The sequence below is a fragment of the Pseudomonas sp. FP2294 genome, assembly GCF_030687625.1.
GTDB classification, from domain to species: domain Bacteria; phylum Pseudomonadota; class Gammaproteobacteria; order Pseudomonadales; family Pseudomonadaceae; genus Aquipseudomonas; species Aquipseudomonas shahriarae.
Window position 1 is genome coordinate 5,268,521 of sequence record NZ_CP117441.1, and the last position, 19,652, is coordinate 5,288,172.

A 19,652-nucleotide genomic window follows, 5' to 3' on the forward strand; every position below is an offset into this window, starting at 1 on the left:
AGTCCTTAGCGCGTGCCGCCGCTCTGCTTGAGAAAGTTGGCGAACAGCTCGTAGCCCTGCTCGGTCAGAATTGATTCAGGGTGAAACTGCACCCCTTCGACATTCAGTGTCTTGTGCCGCAGGCCCATGATCTCATCGACCGAGCCGTCTTCCAGCTGGGTCCAGGCCGTCAGTTCCAGACATTCGGGCAAGGTCTCGCGCTTGACCACCAGTGAGTGGTAACGGGTCACCGTCACCGGCAGGTTCAAGCCCTGGAACACACCTTGATCATTATGGAACACCGGGCTGGTCTTGCCGTGCATCACCTGGCGGGCACGCACCACGTCGCCGCCAAATGCCTGGCCGATGGACTGGTGGCCCAGGCAAACCCCGAGAATCGGCAGCTTGCCGGCGAAAAACCGGATGGCTTCCAGGGAGATACCCGCCTCGGTCGGCGTGCAGGGGCCTGGGGAAACCACGATACGCTCCGGGTTCAGGGCAGCAATCTGCGCCACCGTCATTTCATCGTTGCGCACCACCTTGACCTCGGCACCGAGCTCGCCCAGGTATTGCACAACGTTGTAGGTAAAGGAGTCGTAGTTATCAATCATCAGCAACATGTGGGTTCAAACCTCTTGAATTCACTGATTTCGAATGACCGCCTTCTAAGAGCGTGACCCGCTGCCAGACGCACGTTCCGGTTGCCAGGGTCAGCCGGCAAGGGGCGTCGAACAAAGGGTGAAGAAGGCAAATCGGTACAGGTCCGGCCGGGCCGGCAGAGAAAATTCAGGCGCGCCAACGCCAACGGGCGTGTGCCTTGACTACTCGCATCAAGAGTTTGCTGATGATCAACACGGGGAGGGTCTCATTCATACGTTCCCGCACAGTAACGTAGCCTCGCCAGCGGTGCAATATAGAGCAGCAAATACGGGGGGCATGACGAAGGTTTTGTAAGAAAAAACGATTTTCCTCACAGAAAACTCCCTCTACATTGCTAGTGTTTCACTTCCGATACAAAAACAATCATATGGAATCCCTATGCTCAGACCATCTTTTGTTGCGCCCCTTGCCGGATGCCTCCTGGCACTGGCCTGCGCGCAGGCGTTTGCAGCACCGTCACCTTATTCAACCATGGTGGTTTTTGGCGATAGCCTGGCGGACGCCGGCCAGTTCCCCGATGGTGTGTCCGGTGCCACCCTGCGTTTTACCAACCGTACCGGCCCCACATTCCAGGGTGACTACGGCCTGGTTTCATCGACCCAGCTGGGCTCCAAACTGGGTGTAGCGCCAAACGACCTGAACGCCTCCACCTCGCCGGTTCGCGCCGCGCAAGGCTTGCCTGACGGCAATAACTGGGCGGTCGGTGGCTACCGTACCGACAACATCCTGGATTCCATCACCTCAGTCTCCGACACGGCGATCCCCCCCGGCAATGCGGGCGCGGGCACTGTTTTACGCAGTCGCCAGGGTTATCTGCCGGCAAACGGTGGGCGGGCCGACCCCAACGCGCTGTATTTTCTGTCCGGTGGCGGTAATGACTTCCTGCAACAGCGCGTCCTCAGTCCAGGCCAAGCCGTTGCCGCAGGCGGGCGCCTGGCCGACAGCGCCCAGGCTCTGCAACAAGCCGGTGCGCGCTACATCATGGTGTGGATGCTGCCCGACCTGGGCCTGACACCCGCCATCAACGGCACGCCGCAGCAGGCTGGGACGTCCGCCCTGAGCACTATTTTCAACCAGGCACTGGTACAGCGCCTGTCGCAGATCGACGCCCAGATCATCCCGTTGAATATTCCACTGCTGTTGCAGGAAACCTTCGCCGACCCGGGCCGATTTGGCCTGGCGACCGGGCAGAACCTTACCGGCACCTGCTTCACTGGCAACAGTTGCACCGCCAACCCGACGTATGGCATCGGCGGCACCCAGCCGGACCCGACCAAGCTGATCTACAACGACTCGGTCCACCCCACCGTCGCCGGGCAACGCTTGATCGCCGACTATGCCTACTCGCTGCTCGCCGCCCCCTGGGAGCTGAGCCTGCTGCCAGAAATGGCCCAAGGCACCCTGCGCGCCCATCAGGATGAGCTGCGTAACCAGTGGCAGGCAGACAACGGCAACTGGCAAGCCGTCGGCCAATGGCGCGCAATTGTCGCCGGTGGTGGTCAGCGCCTGGACTTCGACGGTCAAGGCAGCTCGGCCAGTGGCGACGGCAGTGGCTACAACCTGAATGTCGGCGGCAGCTATCGTCTCGACGACAGCTGGCGCGTAGGTGTCGCGGCCGGGCTGTATCGCCAGACTCTCGAAGCAGGCGCCAGCGACTCGGACTACAAGCTCAACAGCTACATGGGCAGCGCATTCGCGCAGTATCAACACAATCACTGGTGGGCCGATGCCGCGCTGACCGGCGGCCGGCTGGACTTCGACAGCCTCAAGCGCAAGTTCGCCCTGGGCGTCAGCGAAGGCTCAGAAAAAGGTGACACCGACGGCTGGCTCTGGGCCTTGAGCGGCCGCGTGGGCTATGACATTGCCGGGGTCGGCAGCGATTGGCACCTGTCGCCGTTCATCAGCGCCGACTATGCGCGAATCGAAGTCGATGGCTACTCGGAAAAAGGCAGCCGCTCCACCGCGCTGACCTTTGCCGACCAGCAACGCGACTCCAAACGCCTGGGCGTTGGCCTGCAGGGCAGCTACCGCGTCACCCCGCAAACCCAGGTTTTTGGCGAAGTGGCTCACGAGCATGAGTTCGAAAATGACACCCAAAAGGTGAATATTTCGCTCAACAGCGTGCAGGGGATCGGCTTCGAACTCGACGGCTACACCCCTCGCAGCAATTCGGATCGCTTGAGTCTCGGGGTCAGCCACAAGCTCACCCAGGAGTTGGCACTGCGCGCGGCGTATAACGTGAGGAAGGATGACAGCCTGACCCAGCAAGGGGTCAGTGTCGGAGTGAGCCTGGATTTCTAATACGGCCTTAAAAACAACATAAAACCCATGTGGGAGCGGGCTTGCCCGCGATAGCGGTGGTTCAGTCACTACATCGGTGACTGACAGACCGCCATCGCGGGCAAGCCCGCTCCCACACAAGCCCAACCCCACATTTAGCTCGGGATCGACCGTCAGTCTTGCGGGGTCTGCTCGGCCAATGCCACCGCACGGAACATCGCCCGGCGCTTGTTCAGGGTTTCTTCCCACTCAAGGGCCGGCACCGAGTCGGCGACAATCCCGCCGCCCGCCTGCACATGCAGTTCGCCGTCCTTGATCACCGCCGTGCGGATCGCAATGGCGGTGTCCATGTTGCCATTCCACGCGAAATAACCCACGGCGCCGCCGTAGACCCCACGCTTGACCGGCTCCAGCTCGTCGATGATTTCCATCGCACGAATCTTCGGGGCGCCGGACAAGGTGCCCGCCGGCAGAATTGCGCGCAGCGCGTCCATCGCCGTAAGGCCGGCCTTCAGCTCGCCGGTGACGTTGGACACAATGTGCATCACGTTGGAATAACGCTCGATCACCATCTTCTCGGTGAGCTTCACCGAGCCGATTTCCGAAACGCGTCCGGTGTCGTTACGCCCCAGGTCGATGAGCATCAAGTGCTCGGCGATTTCCTTGTCGTCGGACAGCAGGTCTTCTTCAAGTGCCAGGTCGGCCTCTTCGGTCGCGCCACGGGGGCGCGTGCCGGCAATCGGGCGCACGGTGATCAGGTTGTCTTCGACGCGCACCAGCACTTCCGGCGAGCTGCCCACTACGTGGAAGTCGCCAAAGTTGAAGAAGTACATGTACGGCGTCGGGTTGAAGCAGCGCAGTGCCCGGTACAAGTCGATGGGCGCCGCCTTGAAGTCGATGGACATCCGTTGCGACGGCACCACTTGCATGCAGTCACCGGCGAGGATGTATTGCTTGATGGTATCGACCGCGCGCTCGTAGTCATCCTGGGTAAAGCTGGAGCGAAACACCGGATCGGCCGCCGGCGGACGGCTGAGGTCCAGGCCGCGACGCGGGGTGATCGGCTGGCGCAGCTTGTCCAGCAGCGCTTCGAGGCTGGCCTGGCCTTGCTCGAACGCATCGGCCTGGGTCGGGTCGGCGAGCACAATCGCGTGCATCTTGCCGGCCAGGTTGTCGAACACCACCACCGCGTCGGAAACCATCAGCAGGATGTCCGGCACACCCAACGGGTCGGGGTTCGGGCATTTGCCCAGGCGTTGCTCCACGTAACGCACGCAGTCGTAGCCGAAATACCCCACGAGGCCGCCATTGAAACGCGGCAAACCAGCAATGGTTGGCACGTTGTAGCGCGCCTTGAAGGCTTCGACGAAGGCCAGCGGGTCTTGCACATCGTGGCTTTCGATCTCGACGCCATCATGGGTGATGCTGACGTGATGGTCATGCACCCGCAGGACCGTGCGGCACGGCAGGCCAATGATCGAGTAACGGCCCCACTTTTCGCCGCCCTGCACCGATTCCAGCAGATAGGAATTGGGCTCGTCGGCCAGTTTCAGGTAGATCGACAGCGGCGTATCGAAGTCGGCCAGGGTTTCCCGGGCCATGGGGATGCGGTTGTAGCCGGCAGCGGCCAAACGCAGGAATTCTTCGCGGATCATGGGGTGCCTCGTGGCGTGAGGGTCTAACAGTCAGGTATGCAAACGTGCCGCAGCGCGGCCAGGATCAGTCAGGCGCGCCAACGCCAGCGGGCCAGGGCCTTGATGACTTTCATCCAGAGTTTGCGAGTGACCACCACGATGGGATTTCCAGAAGGGGATGGGACAGCGTCGGGCAACGTTATCTCAGCGCCCGCTCCCAAGCAACCGGGGATTAGCAGTCGCAGGTCATCAATGACCAGCGCCGGCGACTCTTCGGCAATCGGCCGGCCATGGTTGTAGCCATAGCTTAAGGCCACACACTTGACCCCCGCCGCTTTCGCCGCCAGCACATCGCTGCGCGAATCGCCGACAAACAGCGACTGGGACGCCGGGATATTGGCCATTTTCATCACAAAGAACAGCGCCGCCGGATCCGGTTTTTTCTGCGGCAGGGTATCGCCGCCGATGATCCAGCGGAAATACCGGCCGATCTTCATCTGGTCCAGCAGCGGCGCGACGAAGCGTTCCGGCTTGTTGGTGATCAGGGCCATTTCCACGCCCTGCTTGTGCAGCCACTTGAGGGTGTCGCGCACGCCGGGGTAAACCACGGTCAGTTCGTGGCCGTCTTCGTAGGCCGCGTTGAACAGTTCCAGCGCGTGCTCGGCCTCCACCTCATCGACACCTTCGGCATCAATGTGATTGGCCAGCGCACGGCGCACCAGCATCTGCACGCCGTTGCCGACCCACTCGCGTACCGATTCGATACCGGCAGGCTTGCGCCCCAACTTGAGCAACATGTGATCCACCGCAGCCGTCAGGTCCGGCACCGAATCGACCAGGGTGCCGTCCAGATCGAACATCACCAGCCGCGGCAATTTACCGGGGAACAGCTGCTCAAAACCGCTCATGGACGCGCCAGCGCCAGTTCTTCACGCATCTTGGCAATCACGGCCTGGTAGTCAGGGGTGTTGAAGATCGCCGAGCCGGCGACGAAGGTGTCGGCGCCCGCCGCCGCGATATCACGGATGTTGTTGACGTTGACCCCACCGTCGATCTCCAGGCGGATATCGCGGCCAGAGGCGTCAATCAGCGCACGGGCCTCACGCAGCTTGTCGAGGGTACCGGGAATGAACTTCTGCCCGCCAAACCCCGGGTTGACGCTCATCAGCAAGACCATGTCGACCTTGTCCATCACGTACTTGAGGGTGTCCAGCGGGGTCGCCGGGTTGAACACCAGGCCAGCCTTGCAGCCGCCTTCGCGGATCAGTTGCAGGGAGCGGTCGACATGCAGCGTGGCTTCCGGGTGGAAGGTGATGTAGGTCGCACCGGCTTCGATGAAGTCGCCGATGATGCGGTCCACCGGGCTGACCATCAGGTGCACGTCAATCGGCGCGGTCACGCCGTACTTGCGCAGCGCGGCGCAAACCATCGGGCCGATGGTCAGGTTCGGCACATAGTGGTTGTCCATGACATCGAAGTGCACGAAGTCGGCACCGGCGGCCAACACGTTGTCCACTTCCTCGCCCAGGCGGGCGAAGTCGGCGGAGAGAATCGATGGAGCAATTACGAAGGGCTGCATGACGCACCTTTTCTGAGCTAAATCACGATGGCGCGCATTGTATACCTCATGCTTTGTTGCGCGCACCGTGACCTGACTCAATGACTAGTACGCGGCGCGGTAGATTTTCTCGATATCCGCCGCACTGAGCTTGCGCGGATTGTTGCGCATCAGGCGCTCGATTCCCGCGGCTTCTAAGGCCATGGCCGGAATCGCCTCCTCTGGCACGCCGAAGCTGCGCAAGCCGCTAGGGATCTCCACTGCGGCGCACAGTCGCGTCATCGCCTCCACCGCCTGGTCCGCTGCATCGTTGACGCTCAAGCCCGTGATATTCACCCCCATGGCCTGGGCGATATCCTGCATGCGCTCGACGCAGGCCAGCTTGTTCCAGTGCATCACATAGGGCAGCAGCAACGCGTTGCTCACCCCGTGGGCAATGTTGAAACGCCCGCCCAACGGGTAGGCCAGCGCATGCACCGCCCCCACCCCGGCATTGCCGAAGGCCATGCCGGCCATCAGGCTGGCCGTGGCCATATCGTCACGCGCCTGCAGGTTGGCCGGATTGGCGTAGGCCTTGGGCAAGGCGTTGGCAATCAACTTGATCGCGCCAATGGCCAGGGCATCGGTGATTGGCGAGGCGTTCAGGGACAGATAGGACTCGATGGCATGCACCAGGGCATCCACACCACTGGCAGCCGTAACACTGCGCGGGCAGGTCAGGGTCATTTGCGGGCTGATCAGCGCAACATCCGGCAGCAGGTAGTCGCTGACGATGCCTTTTTTCAATTGCGCGGCCTTGTCCGACAGAATCGCCACATTGGTCACTTCCGACCCCGTGCCGGCCGTGGTGGGAATGGCAATCAGCGGCGGGCCTTTGCGCGGCACCTGGTCCACACCGAACAAATCCTCGAGTGCGCCGTGATAACCGGCATAGGCGGCGACGCTTTTGGCGATATCAATGGCACTGCCACCGCCCACGCCGATCAGGCCGTCATGCCCGCCTTCGCGGTAGGCCTGCATGCAGTCTTCGACGATGGCGATCTCCGGGTCGGGCAGCACCCGGTCGAAGATCTCGTAGGGCCGATCACCCAACTGCGCCAATGCCAGTTGCACCGTACCGGACTTGACCAGCGCAGCATCGGTGACGATCAACGGGTTGTCGATATCCAGCCGGGTCAGCTCGGCGGCCAATTGCTCGATGGCGCCTGGGCCGGTGAGCAATTTGTGGGCGATCTTGAATGAGGAGGTACTCATGTGCGCGGCCTCTTATAAATTGGTGGGCTGGCACAAGAATAGCTGGGGAATGCGGGTTGTCTGCCATTCAGCGGCTGAATGGTTGGGTCATTCAAAGCGGGCGCGGTCAATGTCGGAGCTGGCTTGCCTGCGATGGCCTCGACTCGGTGCATCAGGTGTACCGAGTCGAGACCATCGCAGGCAAGCCAGCTCCCACAGGTGATCGGGTTTCAGCAGTCAGACCTGCGCCGTCCGCAGTTTTTCGCTGCGCCCACGCAGCCACTCCAGGGTCAGCAACAGCACCACCGAGAAGGCAATCAGCAAGGTCGCCGCTGCGGCAATGGTCGGGCTGAGGTTTTCGCGGATGCCGCTGAACATCTGCCGAGGCAAGGTGGCCTGCTCGGGCCCGGCGAGGAACAGCGTCACCACCACCTCATCGAACGATGTGGCAAAGGCAAACAGCGCCCCGGAAATGACGCCCGGCGCAATCAGCGGCAGCGTCACCCGGCGAAACGCGGTCAACGGCGACGCCCCCAGGCTGGCCGCGGCTCGCACCAGGTTGTGGTTGAAGCCCTGCAAGGTCGCCGACACGGTGATGATCACAAAGGGCACGCCCAGCACCGCATGCACCACAATCAGCGAAAAGAAACTGTTGCCCAGCCCCAGCGGGGCAAAGAACAAGTAACTCGCCACGCCGATAATCACCACCGGTACCACCATCGGCGAAATCACCAGGGCCATCACCAGCGCCTTGCCGGGGAAGTGGCCACGGGTCAGGCCAATAGCGGCCAACGTGCCAAACACCATCGCCAGCACCGTGGCCGCCGGGGCGACGATGATGCTGTTCTTCAAGGCGCGCATCCATTCCGCCGAGGCAAAGAAGTCCTGGTACCAGTGCAACGAAAACCCCTGCAGCGGGTACACCAGGAAACTCCCGGAGTTGAACGACAGCGGGATGATCACCAGCACCGGCAGGATCAGGAACAACAGGATCAGGCCGCAGAGGATCCGCAAGCTGTAGAACCACACCCGCTCGATGGGTGACATATAAGGACTGCTGGACATTTCAGGCGCTCCTCAGCTCAGGCGCAGGCGGCTGGCGCCCACCAGCCAGTTGTAGATCAGGTACAGCACCACGGTCGCCAGCAGCAGCAAGCCGCCCAGCGCAGTCGCCATGCCCCAGTTGATGCTGGTGTTGGTGTAGAACGCCACGAAGTAGCTGACCATCTGGTCGTTCGGGCTGCCCAGCAGGGCCGGGGTGATGTAGTAGCCAATCGCCAGGATAAACACCAGCAGGCAACCGGCACCCACACCCGCGTAGGTCTGTGGGAAGTACACCCGCCAGAAACTGGCGAATGGGTGACAACCCAAAGAGATCGCCGCACGCATGTAGGTCGGTGAAATGCCCTTCATCACGCTGTAGATCGGCAGAATCATGAACGGCAGCAGGATATGCACCATGGAGATGTAGACCCCCAGCCGGTTGAACACCAACTCCAGAGGCTTATCAATGATGCCCAGGCCCATCAGCGCGCCGTTGATCAGCCCGCCGGACTGCAGCAGCACAATCCAGGCGGCCACGCGCACCAGCACCGAGGTCCAGAAGGGCAGCAGCACCAGGATCATCAACAGGTTGCTTTGCCGCGCCGGCAGGTTGGCCAGCAGGTACGCCAGCGGATAGGCCAGCAGCAGGCAGCACACGGTAATCACCAGGCCCATCCAGAAGGTGCGGGCGAAGATATCGAGGTAAATCGCCTGGTCCGGCGTGGCCGGCGCGACTTCGCCGAGGTCGTCGATCCGATGATCGACCGCCGCCAGCAGGTAATAAGGCGTGAGGCTGCTGGTGTTGCGCCGGATGGCCTGCCAGTACGCGGGGTCGCCCCAGCGTTCGTCGAGGTTTTCCAGCGCTTCTTTATAAGAGGCCGGCACTGCGCTGAACGGCAGCGCCCGCGCGGTTTTGGTCAACAGGCTGCGATAACCCGCCAGCTCCATGTTCAGGCGCTTGGACAAGTCGCCCAGGGTCTGGTTTTTCCGGGCTTCACCCAGGTCCTCGCTGACAGCCTGGTACACCGACTCGCCGGGCAGGCCACGACCATCCCAGGCGGTCACCGCCACCACGGTACGCGGCAGGCCAGCGACCACTTCCGGGTTACCGACGCTTTTGTACAACAGCGCAACGATGGGCACCAGGAACACCAGCAGCAAAAACACCACCAGCGGCGCGATCAAGGCCTGGGCCTTCCAGCGGTTAAGCCGCTCGGCACGCGCCAGGCGCTGCTTCAAGCTGGGGGTGGTGACCTCGTTCGAGGGAACGGCGATGGCCATGGCAAACTCCGGAAAATCTACAGTTGAAACCCGTGTGAAAGGCCCCCTTGTGGGAGCCGGGCTTGCCCGCGATGGCAGCAACTCGGTGTGTCGGGTCTACCGAGGTGCTGCCATCGCAGGCAAGCCAGCTCCCACAGGGGTTAAGCGGTGGGGCTTGTTATTTGGCAGCCCAGGAATTGAAGCGCTGCTCCAGTTGCTCACCGTTATCCGCCCAGAAGCTCACATCAATCTGCACCTGGTTGGCGATGTTTTCCGGAGTAGTCGGCATATCCTTGAGGATGTCCTTGGCCAGCAGCGGCACGGCTTGGGTATTGGCCGGACCGTAGGCGATGTTTTCCGAGTAGATTTTCTGTTGCTGCGGTGCAACGGAGAAGGCGATGAATTTCTTCGCCGCCTCGGCGCGCTCCTTGCTCAGGCCCTTGGGGATCGCCCAGGCGTCGAAATCGTAGATACCACCGTTCCACACCACTTTCAGGTTGCTCTCTTTCTGCACGGCGGCGATCCGGCCGTTGTAGGCCGAGCTCATCACCACGTCACCCGAGGCCAGGTACTGCGGCGGCTGGGCGCCGGCTTCCCACCACTGGATCGACGGCTTGAGTTCATCGAGTTTCTTGAAGGCGCGGTCCTGGCCGTCCTTGCCGGCCAGCACTTTGTACACGTCCTTGGGCGCTACACCGTCGGCCATCAGGGCGAATTCCAGGGTGTACTTGGCCCCCTTGCGCAAGCCGCGCTTGCCGGGGAAAGTCTTGGTGTCCCAGAAGTCCGCCCAACTGGTTGGGGCCGTCTTCAGTTTGTCGGCGTTGTACGCCATCACCGTGGACCACACGAAGAAACCCACGCCACAGGGCTGGATCGCGCCTTTCACATAGTCGTCGGGGTTGCCGAACAGCTTAGGATCCAACGGCTCGAACATGTCCTCGTCACAGCCACGGGACAGTTCCGGCGACTCGACTTCCACCAGGTCCCAGGACACGCTTTTGGTGTCGACCATGGCTTTGACCTTGGCCATCTCGCCGTTGTACTCGCCGGCGATGATCTTGCCGTTGCCCGCGCTTTCCCACGGGGCATAGAAAGCCTTGACCTGGGCCGCCTTGTTCGCGCCGCCAAACGACACCACCGTCAGGTTCGGACCTGCCATGACCTGTGAAGCACTCGCCAGGCCAATGGCCAGGGCGGTCAATTTCAGGGATCTCAACATTTATTGTTCTCTCCACGTGCAGGGTTGGATGAAGCCAAGGGGGCGATCAATTCGCCTCTAGAAGTGGGTCGAGTGCGCGAACGTGCTCGACTTGCCAGCCAATCGGAACCACATCGCCGACCGTCAGTGCCGGATCCAGCTCGGCGATCGGTTGTTTCACAAAGAAATCGGCCTTGCCGCAGACTTCCAGGCGCACGCGCACGTGGTCGCCCAGGTAGATAAATTCGGCCACCCGGCCCGAGAAACGGTTGCTGCAGCTTTCGCTGGAACCGTTGAGGCTGACCCGCTCCGGGCGCACCGACAGCGTCACCGGGCCACCGATCTGCCCGACATTCACCGCCAGCGCCTCGACCTTCTCGCCGCGCGCCAGCTCAACCACGCACCGCTCGCCGGTGTGGCTGTGCAGGCGGCCGTTAAGACGGTTGTTCTCGCCGATAAAATTGGCGACGAAGGTGTTTTTCGGCTCTTCATACAAAGTGCGCGGCGGAGCGATCTGCTGGATCTCGCCCTGGTGGAACACCGCTACCCGGTCGGACATGGTCAGCGCTTCACCCTGGTCGTGGGTCACGTAAACCACGGTCACGCCGAGGCGCTGGTGCAGGTGCTTGATCTCCATCTGCATGTGTTCACGCAGCTGTTTATCGAGGGCGCCAAGGGGTTCGTCCATCAGCACCAGCTGCGGCTCGAACACCAGGGCGCGAGCCAGGGCCACCCGTTGCTGCTGGCCGCCGGAGAGCTGCGCCGGGTAGCGCTGGGCGAAGGCGTCGAGCTGGACCATGCTCAGCACGCGCTTGACCCGTTCGCTGACATCGGTCTTGCTCAAGCCCCGCACCGTCAGGGGGAACGCCAGGTTCTCGGCCACCGTCATGTGCGGGAACAGCGCATAGTTCTGGAACACCATGCCAATGTCGCGCTTGTGCGGCGGCACATTGTTGATCGAGCGCCCGGCCAGCAGGATCTCCCCGGCGGTCGGCGTTTCGAAGCCCGCCAACATCATCAGGCTGGTGGTCTTGCCCGAACCGGACGGGCCCAGCAGGGTGAGGAACTCGCCTTTGCGAATGTCCAGGTTGAGGTCTTTGACGATCAGGTTCTCGCCATCGTAGCTCTTCTGCACACCACGAAAGCTGACCAGCACATCATTTGAATCCGCCTCGCTCATACCCGCACCTTTGTGTTTTGGACTGCTGTGAAGCTAGCGTAATCCAGGTGCAAGCCCCCGGAAATCGGGGCGCAGGAGAGATTGGCATCAGCAGGATGGAAGGTTCGGGGTAGGGATTGCCCTACACGGATGGCGGGCAAGGGACAGTTGCGCAGCAAGCTTCAAGCGACAAGCTGCAAGCACGGGCTTCCTGGGGGTTGAGCGATGTCGCAAATAGACACGCGCCTATAGGAGCCTGTGCTCCATCGCGTACTTCACCAGCTCGGCCAGGGAGCTGATGTTGAGTTTTTGCATCAACCGCGCCTTATGGGTGCTGATGGTCTTGCTGCTCAGGGCCAGTTGCTGGGCGATATCGTTGACGTTGGCGCCCTGAGCCAAGCGCTCGAACACCGAGAACTCGCGCTCGGACAACAGCGAATGCAACGGCCGGGTATCGGTGAGGCCGACCTCAAACACCATGCGGTCCGCCAGGTCCGGGTCGATATAGCGCCCGCCCGCGGCGACTTTGCGGATTGCCGTCAACAACAGCGCAGGATCGCTGTCCTTGGTGGCATACCCTGCCGCGCCGACCTTCAGCGCCCGGGCGGCCATTTGTGCCTCGTCATGCATCGACAGCACCAGAATGGCCGGCGGGTTGTTCAGCGCGCGGATCCGCGCAATCGCCTCTAGGCCGTTGACCCCGGGCATGGAGATATCCAGCAGCACCACCTCGCAGGGCGTGTGACGCAAGGCTTCCAACAGCTGTTCGCCGTTGCCCGCCTCGCCCACCACCAGCAGGTCCTTGGCCAGGCCGATCAACTGCTTGATGCCTTCACGGACGATGGTGTGGTCTTCGGCTACCAATACGCGGATCACGGCAATTTCCTCTCTCTATAGCGATTAAACGCCGACATTCAAAATGTGCGAGCAAGCCCACAAGGGATCTATGGCGAATCCAACGGCACCGTAACGCTCAGGGTGGTGCCCTCCCCCAGTTCGCTGTCGAGGGTCAACTGCCCGCCCATGATCAGCACCCGCTCGCGCATGCCCACCAAACCAAACGACACCGGGCGCCCCGGCGCAGGGACGAAGCCTGCGCCATCATCACTGATGGTCAACCGCAGATTGGCGCCCTCCACCACCAGGGTCAACTCCACCGTATGCGCCTGGGCATGGCGCATGACGTTGGTCAGCGCCTCCTGCAGGATACGGAACAGGCCAATGGCCTTGGCGTCACTCAAGGCCGGGAGGTTGTCCGGCACCTGCACCAGGCACGGAATCTGTGTGCGCGCCTCAAACCGCCGGGCCTGCCACTCGATGGCCGAGGCGATCCCGGCGTCGAGAATCGGCGGGCGCAACGCCGTGGCCACATCACGGACCAATTGGAACAGTTGAGCGATCAGGCGCTTCATGCTGTTCAGGCGCTCGTGCAGGCCTGGGTCCAACTGGGCGTAGGCCAACTCGCACATGGAGGTTTCCAGCTTCAACACCGTGAGCATCTGCCCCAGCTCATCGTGAACTTCGCGGGCGATCCGCGCCTTCTCTTCCTCACGCACGGTTTCCAGGTGCGCCGAGAGTTCGCGCAGTTGCGCCCGCGAGGCGTCCAATTCCAGCTCAATGCGTTTGCTGTCGCTGATGTCCCAGACGATCCCGTCCCAGACCACCGCCCCATCGTCCAGACGCCGGGTGACCGCCTTGATCTCGGCCCAGCGCTGCTCGCCCTGGCGGGTCAGGATGCGGCCCTGCCACGACCAGTTGCTCTCGGTGTCGATGGCCTGGTCCTGGGTCTGGTGGTAACTGGCGCGATCATCCGGGTGGACCAGGCTGCGAATCCCCACATCGCGGTGGCTGAGCACGGACGGCGAATAGCCCACCAGGCGCTCGCTGCCTTCGCTGATATAGGCAAAGTCGATGGCGGCGCTCAACGGCAGACGCTCCAGGCGAAACACCAGCCCTGGCACATTGGCGGCGATGCCTTGCAGGCGCGCTTCACTTTCCTGCAACGCGGCCAACGCCCGGCGGCGCTCGGTGACGTCGTTGAGGTACACCACCAGGTATTCGCCACCGGCAAAGCGCAGGAAACTCAAGGACACATCCGTGGGCAACAGGCTGCCATCCGCGCGCAGGCACTGGGTGGCGAAGCTCTGCGGCCCGTCTTCACTGGCCCGGGCGCGCTTCCACAGGTTCAGCCAGCGGTCCATGCTCAGATTGGGTTCGAACTCGATCAGCGGGCGCTCGATCAACGCTCCCGGGGCGTAACCGAGCATGGTTTCGGCGGCGACGTTGGCGTAGCGCACATGGCTGTCCCAATTGACCCAGAGGATACCCACGGTGCTTTGATCAATCGAAAACTGGGTCAGACGCAATGCTTCGGCGCCCGCCGCACGGGCAGCGCTTTCCTCACGCGTGGCCAGCAACTGGTGTTCCAGGGCATGTTTTTGCCGACGCTGCCACAGGGCAACCGTCAGGCACGCGAGCAACAGCAGGCCCAGCAGCAGGCTGAGGTTTTGCCAGAATCCCGGTGATTCCGACAGGCGTGGGTATTTGGGTTGCAGCCAGCGGGCATGCAATTGCTCCAGTTCACGGGCTGGAATGGCGCGCAGGCCGCTCTCGACAATCTCTGCCAGGGCTGGCCAGTCACGCCGGGTGGCCACCCGCAACAGTTGCGGCAATCCAATATCGCCGACCACGGCCAAACCGGCGAACTCGGGCTCGATCGACAAGCGGCTCAACTGCGCCTCATCGACTACCGCATAGCGCGCCTGCTGGCTGACCAATAACTGCAAGGCCTGGCGCTCCAGGGGCACACCTTGCAGGTTCAGCCTGGGGTAATTGCTGCGCAGGTAATCCGCCACGCCGCTGGGCATGCGCACGGCGACCCGGGACTGTTCATCGAGTTTTTCCAGGTCCACCGTGCCGCTGCCGTCGCGAATGCCAACAATGTGCTGGGGCACGCGCATATACGGGTCGGAAAACTGCCACAGGCGCAGGCCGGCAGGGGTTTGTAGCAGACCTGGGGCGAGGTCGACTGCATCATCGCGCAAGGCGTCCTCCAACTGTTCCTGCGTGGGGAAGTTGCGCCAGGTCAGCTCGATATTCAGCGCCTTGGCCAGCGCCTGCATCAGCTCGACATTGGCCCCGGACAAGCGCTGCAGGCGCCGGTCGTATTGCGCGTAAGGCGCCTGCAACACCACCCCGACCCGCAGTTGCGGGTGCTGCGCCAACCACTCGCGCTGCTGCGGGTTGAGCACCGCCGGCGGCACCACAGACGCAGGCGCGGCATTCGCCATCAAGGGCAAGCACAGATAGCCGATAACCAGCAGACAGCGAAAATTCATCATTCACATCTCACATCCAACCCATTAGGCTGCCGGGATCACTTCTGGCCGGGATTCCACTATGCCCCTGCTTCACCGTTCGACACTGCCAGCATTGTGCCTGTCGCTGCTGTTTACCAGCACCTTTTGCGTGCAGGCGGCTGACACCGCGCCGGCGGCCGCCGAAAAACCACCAGAACGCCAGCCTCTGCCAGAGCGTAGCCAGGAGGAAGCCCAGGCCCTGGAGCGACAACTGCCGCCCCACGAGCAGCAACAATTGCAGGCCGGCGACGAGTCGTTCCTGGCACTGTGGAAACCGGCGAACAGCCCCGAACCGCAGGGTGTGGTGATTATCGTCCCCGGCGCCGGAGAAACGGCTGACTGGCCGCAAGCCATCGGGCCTTTGCGCCAGAAGCTGCCGGATGCCGCCTGGGGCAGCCTGAGCCTGTCGCTGCCCGACCTGAGTGTCGATACCCTGCCGCCGCGGGTGATCCAGGCTCCCGATGCGGTCGTCGACAGCAGCAAGGATGCCAGCACCGCCGCGCCCAAGCCCATCGAACAGGCGGCCAGCGCCGAAGCCGAGGGCACCGACCCGGCCGTGATCTCTGGCGTGGATGAGCAGGACAAGACCGACGCGACACGGATCTTCGCCCGCATCGACGCAGCCGTCGCCTATGCCCAGACCCAGAACGCCCGCAGCGTGGTGCTGCTGGGGCACGGGACTGGGGCCTGGTGGGCTGCGCGCTACCTGAGCGAAAAACAACCGGCCCAGGTGCAAAAGTTCATCATGGTCGCGGCGCAGTCGCCGGTGGGCCGTCAACCGGATCTGCAACAGCTGACCCCGACATTGAAGCTGGCGACCGCCGATGTCTTCTATCAGGACAACGCCCTGGCCAGCAAAATGGCGCTGGAGCGCAGCCAGGCAAGCAAGCGGCTGAAGAATGACAACTACAAGCAGGTGTCGTTGAAGACTATTCCCGGGAATAGCGCAGCGGCCCAGGAACAGTTGTACCGGCGGATTCGCGGCTGGTTGAGCCCGCAAAGCAGCGGTAGCTGAGCCCAACTGCCCCGTCTGTGGTTGTGGTTGTGGCGAGCGGGCTTGCCCGCGTTGGGTTGCGCAGCAGCCCTAAAACCCGCCGCTCGGTTTATCTGACAAACCTAAGAGGCCCTGTGGGGGCATGAGGATCTACACAACTCGCTCTTTTTTGGTTATTGGGTTTGTGTACATATCCGTTGCTGCGGTCATGGCCACTTAGGGTTCCGCCCTTACGGCGGCTCACTTTGGAGAAGCGCCAAAGTAAGCAAAACGCTCTTGCCCCACCACTCGGTGCCTCGCCTAGGCTCGGCATGCCCGCAGTCAGGCATTGCTCCGTGGGCCCGCCGCGATCGGCCATCCATGGCCGTGTCGCGGCTACCCCGGCATCCCTGCCGGGGTGCTCACTGCGCAATACCTGCCTGCGGCCAGCGTGGTTTAACGGGGCGCCTGAGATCAAGATCAAAAGCCAGATCAAAAACAGAGCCAGAGCTGCGAAGCTACATTCCCCTGTGGGAGCTGGCTTGCCTGCGATAGAGATATCTCGGCCAATACATCTATCGACTGATAGACCGCCATCTCGGTGCCCCCCGAATCACTGCTGGACTGCAGGCACACCGAGACCAGGCGAGGTCCCGAGTGGTGGGTCCCCGGCCTCCGATGTCAGGAGCCCTTGGTTACTTTGGGGCTCTTTTTTTACGGACCGGGCACATGGTTGACGGGTGTGCGGGGACAGGGTGGACACTTTTGGCAAGCACGCTCGCCACAGGCGGTCGGGTCAGCGGAAATCCCGCTGCTCGCGAATGATCGTGTAGGCACTATGCAGCTCTCGGGTGCGCTCCGTGGCCTCGCGCACTTGAGCGGGGCTCGCGCCAGTGCCGGCAATCTTGTCCGGGTGGTGCCGACTGAGCAGCCGTCGATAGGCACGTTTGATGACCGCAGGCTCTGTCGTTCCGGTTACCCCGAGGATCCGTAGGGCCTCTTGATAGGTGCTACCGCGGGTGACCAGGGGCTTGCGTTCCGGCTCATAGTCATGGGCCAGTGCCTGGAGTTGTTGCGGCGTCCACCCCAGCCATTTGCCCCATAGCTCGATCAGCTCGCGCTCAGCGGGGCTGGCCTTGCCGTCGGCCCAGACCATGCGCCAGCAGGCGCGCAGCACGCCTTCCGCCGCATGGGGCTGCACCTTGAGCACGCGCAGGTAACTGCGCACGCGGTCGGCCCCCGACTTGCCTCGGTTGAACGCGGCAATCGCCCGGCGCTGGGCCGGCTCGCTCATGTCCAGCGAGCGCATCTCCACCCGCGCCTGCTGGATATGGCCGTCCACCACCCGCCCATTACTCTTGGCCAGGCGGCCCAGCAGGACAAACAGCAGTTCGTCATTGCGCAGCGCCGGCCGGCCGCCCAGGCGTTCGCGCAGTTGGGCCCAACTGTGCAATTGCAGGCGCCGATCCAGTGCCTGCCCCAGCAACCCACCCAACATGGCCCCCGGAATGCTGGCGATGGCAAAACCCGCCCCGGCGCCGATCAGAGTCCCAGGCCACAACATCTTACTGGCCCACGGTCAGCAGACTTTCAACCTGCGCCAGGCGCTCCAGCGTACCGACGTCAATCCAGCGTCCATCCATGTGTTCCCCCGAGACCAAGCCTTGAGCCATCGCCGTGCGCAGCAAGGGCGCCAGCTTGAAGGCACCGGCACTGCAACCCGCGAACAGCTTGGGGTGCAGCACCGAAATGCCACTGAAGGTCAGGTTATCGGCACCGGGCGCTGCATCATGAAGCAAACCATCCTTGATATAGAAATCGCCACCACTGGGGTGATGAGGCGGGTTATCGACCATGACCAAGTGCGCCAAGCCGCTCGAGGGCTGCTTGAGGCGGACAAAGTCGTAGTCGGTCCAGATATCGCCATTGACCACCAGGAACGGCTCCTCCCCCAGCAAGGGCAAGGCCTGGAAGATTCCGCCACCGGTTTCCAGGGGCTCGCCCTCTGGCGAATACTGGATACGCACGCCGTACTGCGCGCCGTCTCCCAGATAACTCTCGATTTGCTGGCCCAGCCAGGCATGGTTGATGACGATATCGGTGAATCCCGCTTTCGCCAGCGCCTCCAGGTGGTACTCGATCAGGCGCTTGCCACCGGCCTGGACCAACGGTTTTGGGGTGTGCAGGGTGAGCGGACGCATCCGCTCGCCCTTGCCGGCCGCCAGGATCATCGCCTTCATACGTGGGCCTCGGCCGGTTGGCGCAGGCTGGCCAGCAACTCGCCCAGGTCGGCCAGTTCCGGCCGATCGGCCAGCACCGCGTCTATATAGGCAAAGAAGCGCGGCACGTCCGCCAGGTAGCGCGGTTTGCCATCACGGTGGCAGATACGCGCAAAGATACCGATGACCTTGAGGTGACGCTGCACCCCCATCAAGTCGCTGGCGCGCAGGAAATCTTCAAAGTCCGCCTGCACCGGGATGCCCAATTGGCCAGCACGCTCCCAATAACCACGCTGCCATTCGCGCACCCGCGCCTGGGGCCAACTGAGGAAGGCGTCCTTGAACAGGCAGGTGATGTCGTAGGTCACGGGGCCGTAGACCGCATCCTGGAAATCCAGCACGCCAGGGTTCGGCACGCTGATCATCAGGTTGCGCGGCATATAGTCGCGATGCACCAGGACCTTGGGCTGGGCCAGGGCGCTGTCGATCAGCAATTGGCTGACCCGCTGCCATTGAGCCAACTGCTGCTCGTCGAACTCAATGCCCAGATGCCGGCGCACGTACCATTCGGGGAACAACTCCAATTCACGGCGCAACAATGGCACGTCGTAGCTGGGCAACCCGGCGTCCATCGGCAATTGCTGGAAAGCCAGCAGCGCGTCGATGGCTTCGGCAAACAATTGATCGGCATTTTCACCGTCAATCACATCCAGATAGGTGTTTTTGCCCAGGTCGTTGAGCAAAAGAAAGCCTTGGGAGAGATCTTCTGCATAAATTTGCGGAACATTTATTCCCGATTTCGCCAACATTCTCGCGATATCGACGAAAGGTTTGCAGTTTTCCTGGGGGGGTGGGGCATCCATCACGATCAATGTGCGACCTTCGCCCTGCCAACGGAAGTACCGTCTGAAACTCGCGTCGCTGCTGGCCGCAGTCAATGTAGCCGGGGGTACGGCCCCCCATCCCTGGGCATGGAAAAGCTCGGGTAACTGCTGATCGAGCCAGACTTTCAGGTGTTGCAAACGTAGATCTTGGTCGGGCATTACAAGGGTCTCCGACGGCGCTAGCCGTCAAGCGGGTCATGCTTTATTATCAC

Annotated in this window: 16 protein-coding genes; 2 read left to right on the forward strand and 14 right to left on the reverse strand. The window is 62.3% G+C overall.

Features of this window, described 5'->3' with window-relative positions:
* Nucleotides 1–5: 5 nt before the first annotated feature.
* The gene (locus PSH73_RS23800; protein ID WP_057440330.1) at nt 6–599 is read right to left on the reverse strand and encodes an aminodeoxychorismate/anthranilate synthase component II; all 594 of its coding nucleotides are present in this window, start codon (nt 597–599) and stop codon (nt 6–8) included.
* 418 nt (nt 600–1,017) lie between these two features.
* Between PSH73_RS23800 and estP the strand changes: the two genes are divergently transcribed.
* A complete protein-coding gene (gene estP, locus PSH73_RS23805; RefSeq protein WP_216312115.1) occupies nt 1,018–2,940 on the forward strand; it encodes an esterase EstP in 1,923 nt (640 codons plus the stop codon).
* 152 nt (nt 2,941–3,092) lie between these two features.
* On the opposite strand, the gene trpE is transcribed toward estP, so the two are convergent.
* From trpE to PSH73_RS23855, 10 genes are all read right to left on the reverse strand, one after another.
* Nucleotides 3,093–4,574 (reverse strand): anthranilate synthase component I, encoded by a 1,482-nt coding sequence (gene trpE, locus PSH73_RS23810; protein ID WP_057960776.1) that lies wholly within the window; start codon nt 4,572–4,574, stop codon nt 3,093–3,095.
* A gap of 68 nt (nt 4,575–4,642) precedes the next feature.
* Nucleotides 4,643–5,461 carry a phosphoglycolate phosphatase gene (locus tag PSH73_RS23815; protein WP_057444298.1) on the reverse strand — a complete coding sequence of 273 codons (819 nt, stop codon included), beginning with the start codon at nt 5,459–5,461 and terminating at the stop codon, nt 4,643–4,645.
* Entirely contained in the window at nt 5,458–6,132 is a 675-nt protein-coding gene (gene rpe / locus PSH73_RS23820) for a ribulose-phosphate 3-epimerase (RefSeq protein ID WP_057440329.1), read from the reverse strand. Before rpe ends, PSH73_RS23815 begins: the two co-directional genes overlap by 4 nt.
* An 84-nt stretch (nt 6,133–6,216) precedes the next feature.
* Complete coding sequence (locus PSH73_RS23825; protein ID WP_057440328.1) at nt 6,217–7,365, reverse strand: iron-containing alcohol dehydrogenase; 1,149 nt, start codon at nt 7,363–7,365, stop codon at nt 6,217–6,219.
* A 216-nt stretch (nt 7,366–7,581) separates the two neighbouring features.
* Complete coding sequence (locus PSH73_RS23830; RefSeq protein ID WP_029296783.1) at nt 7,582–8,409, reverse strand: ABC transporter permease; 828 nt, start codon at nt 8,407–8,409, stop codon at nt 7,582–7,584.
* Nucleotides 8,410–8,421: 12 nt separating this feature from the next.
* The gene (locus tag PSH73_RS23835) at nt 8,422–9,669 is read right to left on the reverse strand and encodes an ABC transporter permease (protein WP_170059570.1); all 1,248 of its coding nucleotides are present in this window, start codon (nt 9,667–9,669) and stop codon (nt 8,422–8,424) included.
* A 157-nt stretch (nt 9,670–9,826) separates the two neighbouring features.
* The gene (locus PSH73_RS23840) at nt 9,827–10,867 is read right to left on the reverse strand and encodes an ABC transporter substrate-binding protein (protein WP_057960778.1); all 1,041 of its coding nucleotides are present in this window, start codon (nt 10,865–10,867) and stop codon (nt 9,827–9,829) included.
* 46 nt (nt 10,868–10,913) lie between these two features.
* A complete protein-coding gene (locus PSH73_RS23845) occupies nt 10,914–12,026 on the reverse strand; it encodes an ABC transporter ATP-binding protein (protein WP_057440325.1) in 1,113 nt (370 codons plus the stop codon).
* Between the two features lie 225 nt (nt 12,027–12,251).
* A complete protein-coding gene (locus PSH73_RS23850; RefSeq protein WP_057960779.1) occupies nt 12,252–12,881 on the reverse strand; it encodes a response regulator transcription factor in 630 nt (209 codons plus the stop codon).
* Nucleotides 12,882–12,949: 68 nt separating this feature from the next.
* Nucleotides 12,950–15,346: a transporter substrate-binding domain-containing protein gene (locus tag PSH73_RS23855; RefSeq protein WP_120734232.1), complete on the reverse strand. Its 2,397-nt coding sequence runs from the start codon at nt 15,344–15,346 to the stop codon at nt 12,950–12,952.
* A 58-nt stretch (nt 15,347–15,404) separates the two neighbouring features.
* Between PSH73_RS23855 and PSH73_RS23860 the strand changes: the two genes are divergently transcribed.
* Nucleotides 15,405–16,379, forward strand: a complete 975-nt coding sequence (locus tag PSH73_RS23860) for an alpha/beta hydrolase family protein (protein WP_057960781.1) — start codon at nt 15,405–15,407, stop codon at nt 16,377–16,379.
* Between the two features lie 754 nt (nt 16,380–17,133).
* Here PSH73_RS23860 and PSH73_RS23865 read toward each other — a convergent pair.
* The 3 genes from PSH73_RS23865 to PSH73_RS23875 are packed head-to-tail and all read right to left on the reverse strand — an operon-like array spanning nt 17,134 to nt 19,599.
* Nucleotides 17,134–17,901, reverse strand: a complete 768-nt coding sequence (locus PSH73_RS23865; RefSeq protein WP_200660744.1) for a TerB family tellurite resistance protein — start codon at nt 17,899–17,901, stop codon at nt 17,134–17,136.
* Nucleotide 17,902: 1 nt separating this feature from the next.
* A complete protein-coding gene (gene murU / locus PSH73_RS23870) occupies nt 17,903–18,577 on the reverse strand; it encodes an N-acetylmuramate alpha-1-phosphate uridylyltransferase MurU (RefSeq protein ID WP_057960784.1) in 675 nt (224 codons plus the stop codon).
* Nucleotides 18,574–19,599 carry an aminoglycoside phosphotransferase family protein gene (locus PSH73_RS23875; protein ID WP_057960785.1) on the reverse strand — a complete coding sequence of 342 codons (1,026 nt, stop codon included), beginning with the start codon at nt 19,597–19,599 and terminating at the stop codon, nt 18,574–18,576. The genes murU and PSH73_RS23875 overlap by 4 nt, the downstream gene beginning before the upstream one ends.
* Nucleotides 19,600–19,652 lie beyond the last annotated feature (53 nt).

Excerpts from the sequence above, each read along its gene's own strand:
- PSH73_RS23800 (WP_057440330.1), bottom strand. The coding sequence starts at position 599 with ATGTTGCTGATGATTGATAACTACGACTCCTTTACCTACAACGTTGTG.
- estP (WP_216312115.1), top strand. The coding sequence starts at position 1,018 with ATGCTCAGACCATCTTTTGTTGCGCCCCTTGCCGGATGCCTCCTGGCA.
- trpE (WP_057960776.1), bottom strand. The coding sequence starts at position 4,574 with ATGATCCGCGAAGAATTCCTGCGTTTGGCCGCTGCCGGCTACAACCGC.
- PSH73_RS23815 (WP_057444298.1), bottom strand. The coding sequence starts at position 5,461 with ATGAGCGGTTTTGAGCAGCTGTTCCCCGGTAAATTGCCGCGGCTGGTG.
- rpe (WP_057440329.1), bottom strand. The coding sequence starts at position 6,132 with ATGCAGCCCTTCGTAATTGCTCCATCGATTCTCTCCGCCGACTTCGCC.
- PSH73_RS23825 (WP_057440328.1), bottom strand. The coding sequence starts at position 7,365 with ATGAGTACCTCCTCATTCAAGATCGCCCACAAATTGCTCACCGGCCCA.
- PSH73_RS23830 (WP_029296783.1), bottom strand. The coding sequence starts at position 8,409 with ATGTCCAGCAGTCCTTATATGTCACCCATCGAGCGGGTGTGGTTCTAC.
- PSH73_RS23835 (WP_170059570.1), bottom strand. The coding sequence starts at position 9,669 with ATGGCCATCGCCGTTCCCTCGAACGAGGTCACCACCCCCAGCTTGAAG.
- PSH73_RS23840 (WP_057960778.1), bottom strand. The coding sequence starts at position 10,867 with ATGTTGAGATCCCTGAAATTGACCGCCCTGGCCATTGGCCTGGCGAGT.
- PSH73_RS23845 (WP_057440325.1), bottom strand. The coding sequence starts at position 12,026 with ATGAGCGAGGCGGATTCAAATGATGTGCTGGTCAGCTTTCGTGGTGTG.
- PSH73_RS23855 (WP_120734232.1), bottom strand. The coding sequence starts at position 15,346 with ATGATGAATTTTCGCTGTCTGCTGGTTATCGGCTATCTGTGCTTGCCC.
- PSH73_RS23860 (WP_057960781.1), top strand. The coding sequence starts at position 15,405 with ATGCCCCTGCTTCACCGTTCGACACTGCCAGCATTGTGCCTGTCGCTG.
- PSH73_RS23865 (WP_200660744.1), bottom strand. The coding sequence starts at position 17,901 with ATGTTGTGGCCTGGGACTCTGATCGGCGCCGGGGCGGGTTTTGCCATC.
- murU (WP_057960784.1), bottom strand. The coding sequence starts at position 18,577 with ATGAAGGCGATGATCCTGGCGGCCGGCAAGGGCGAGCGGATGCGTCCG.
- PSH73_RS23875 (WP_057960785.1), bottom strand. The coding sequence starts at position 19,599 with ATGCCCGACCAAGATCTACGTTTGCAACACCTGAAAGTCTGGCTCGAT.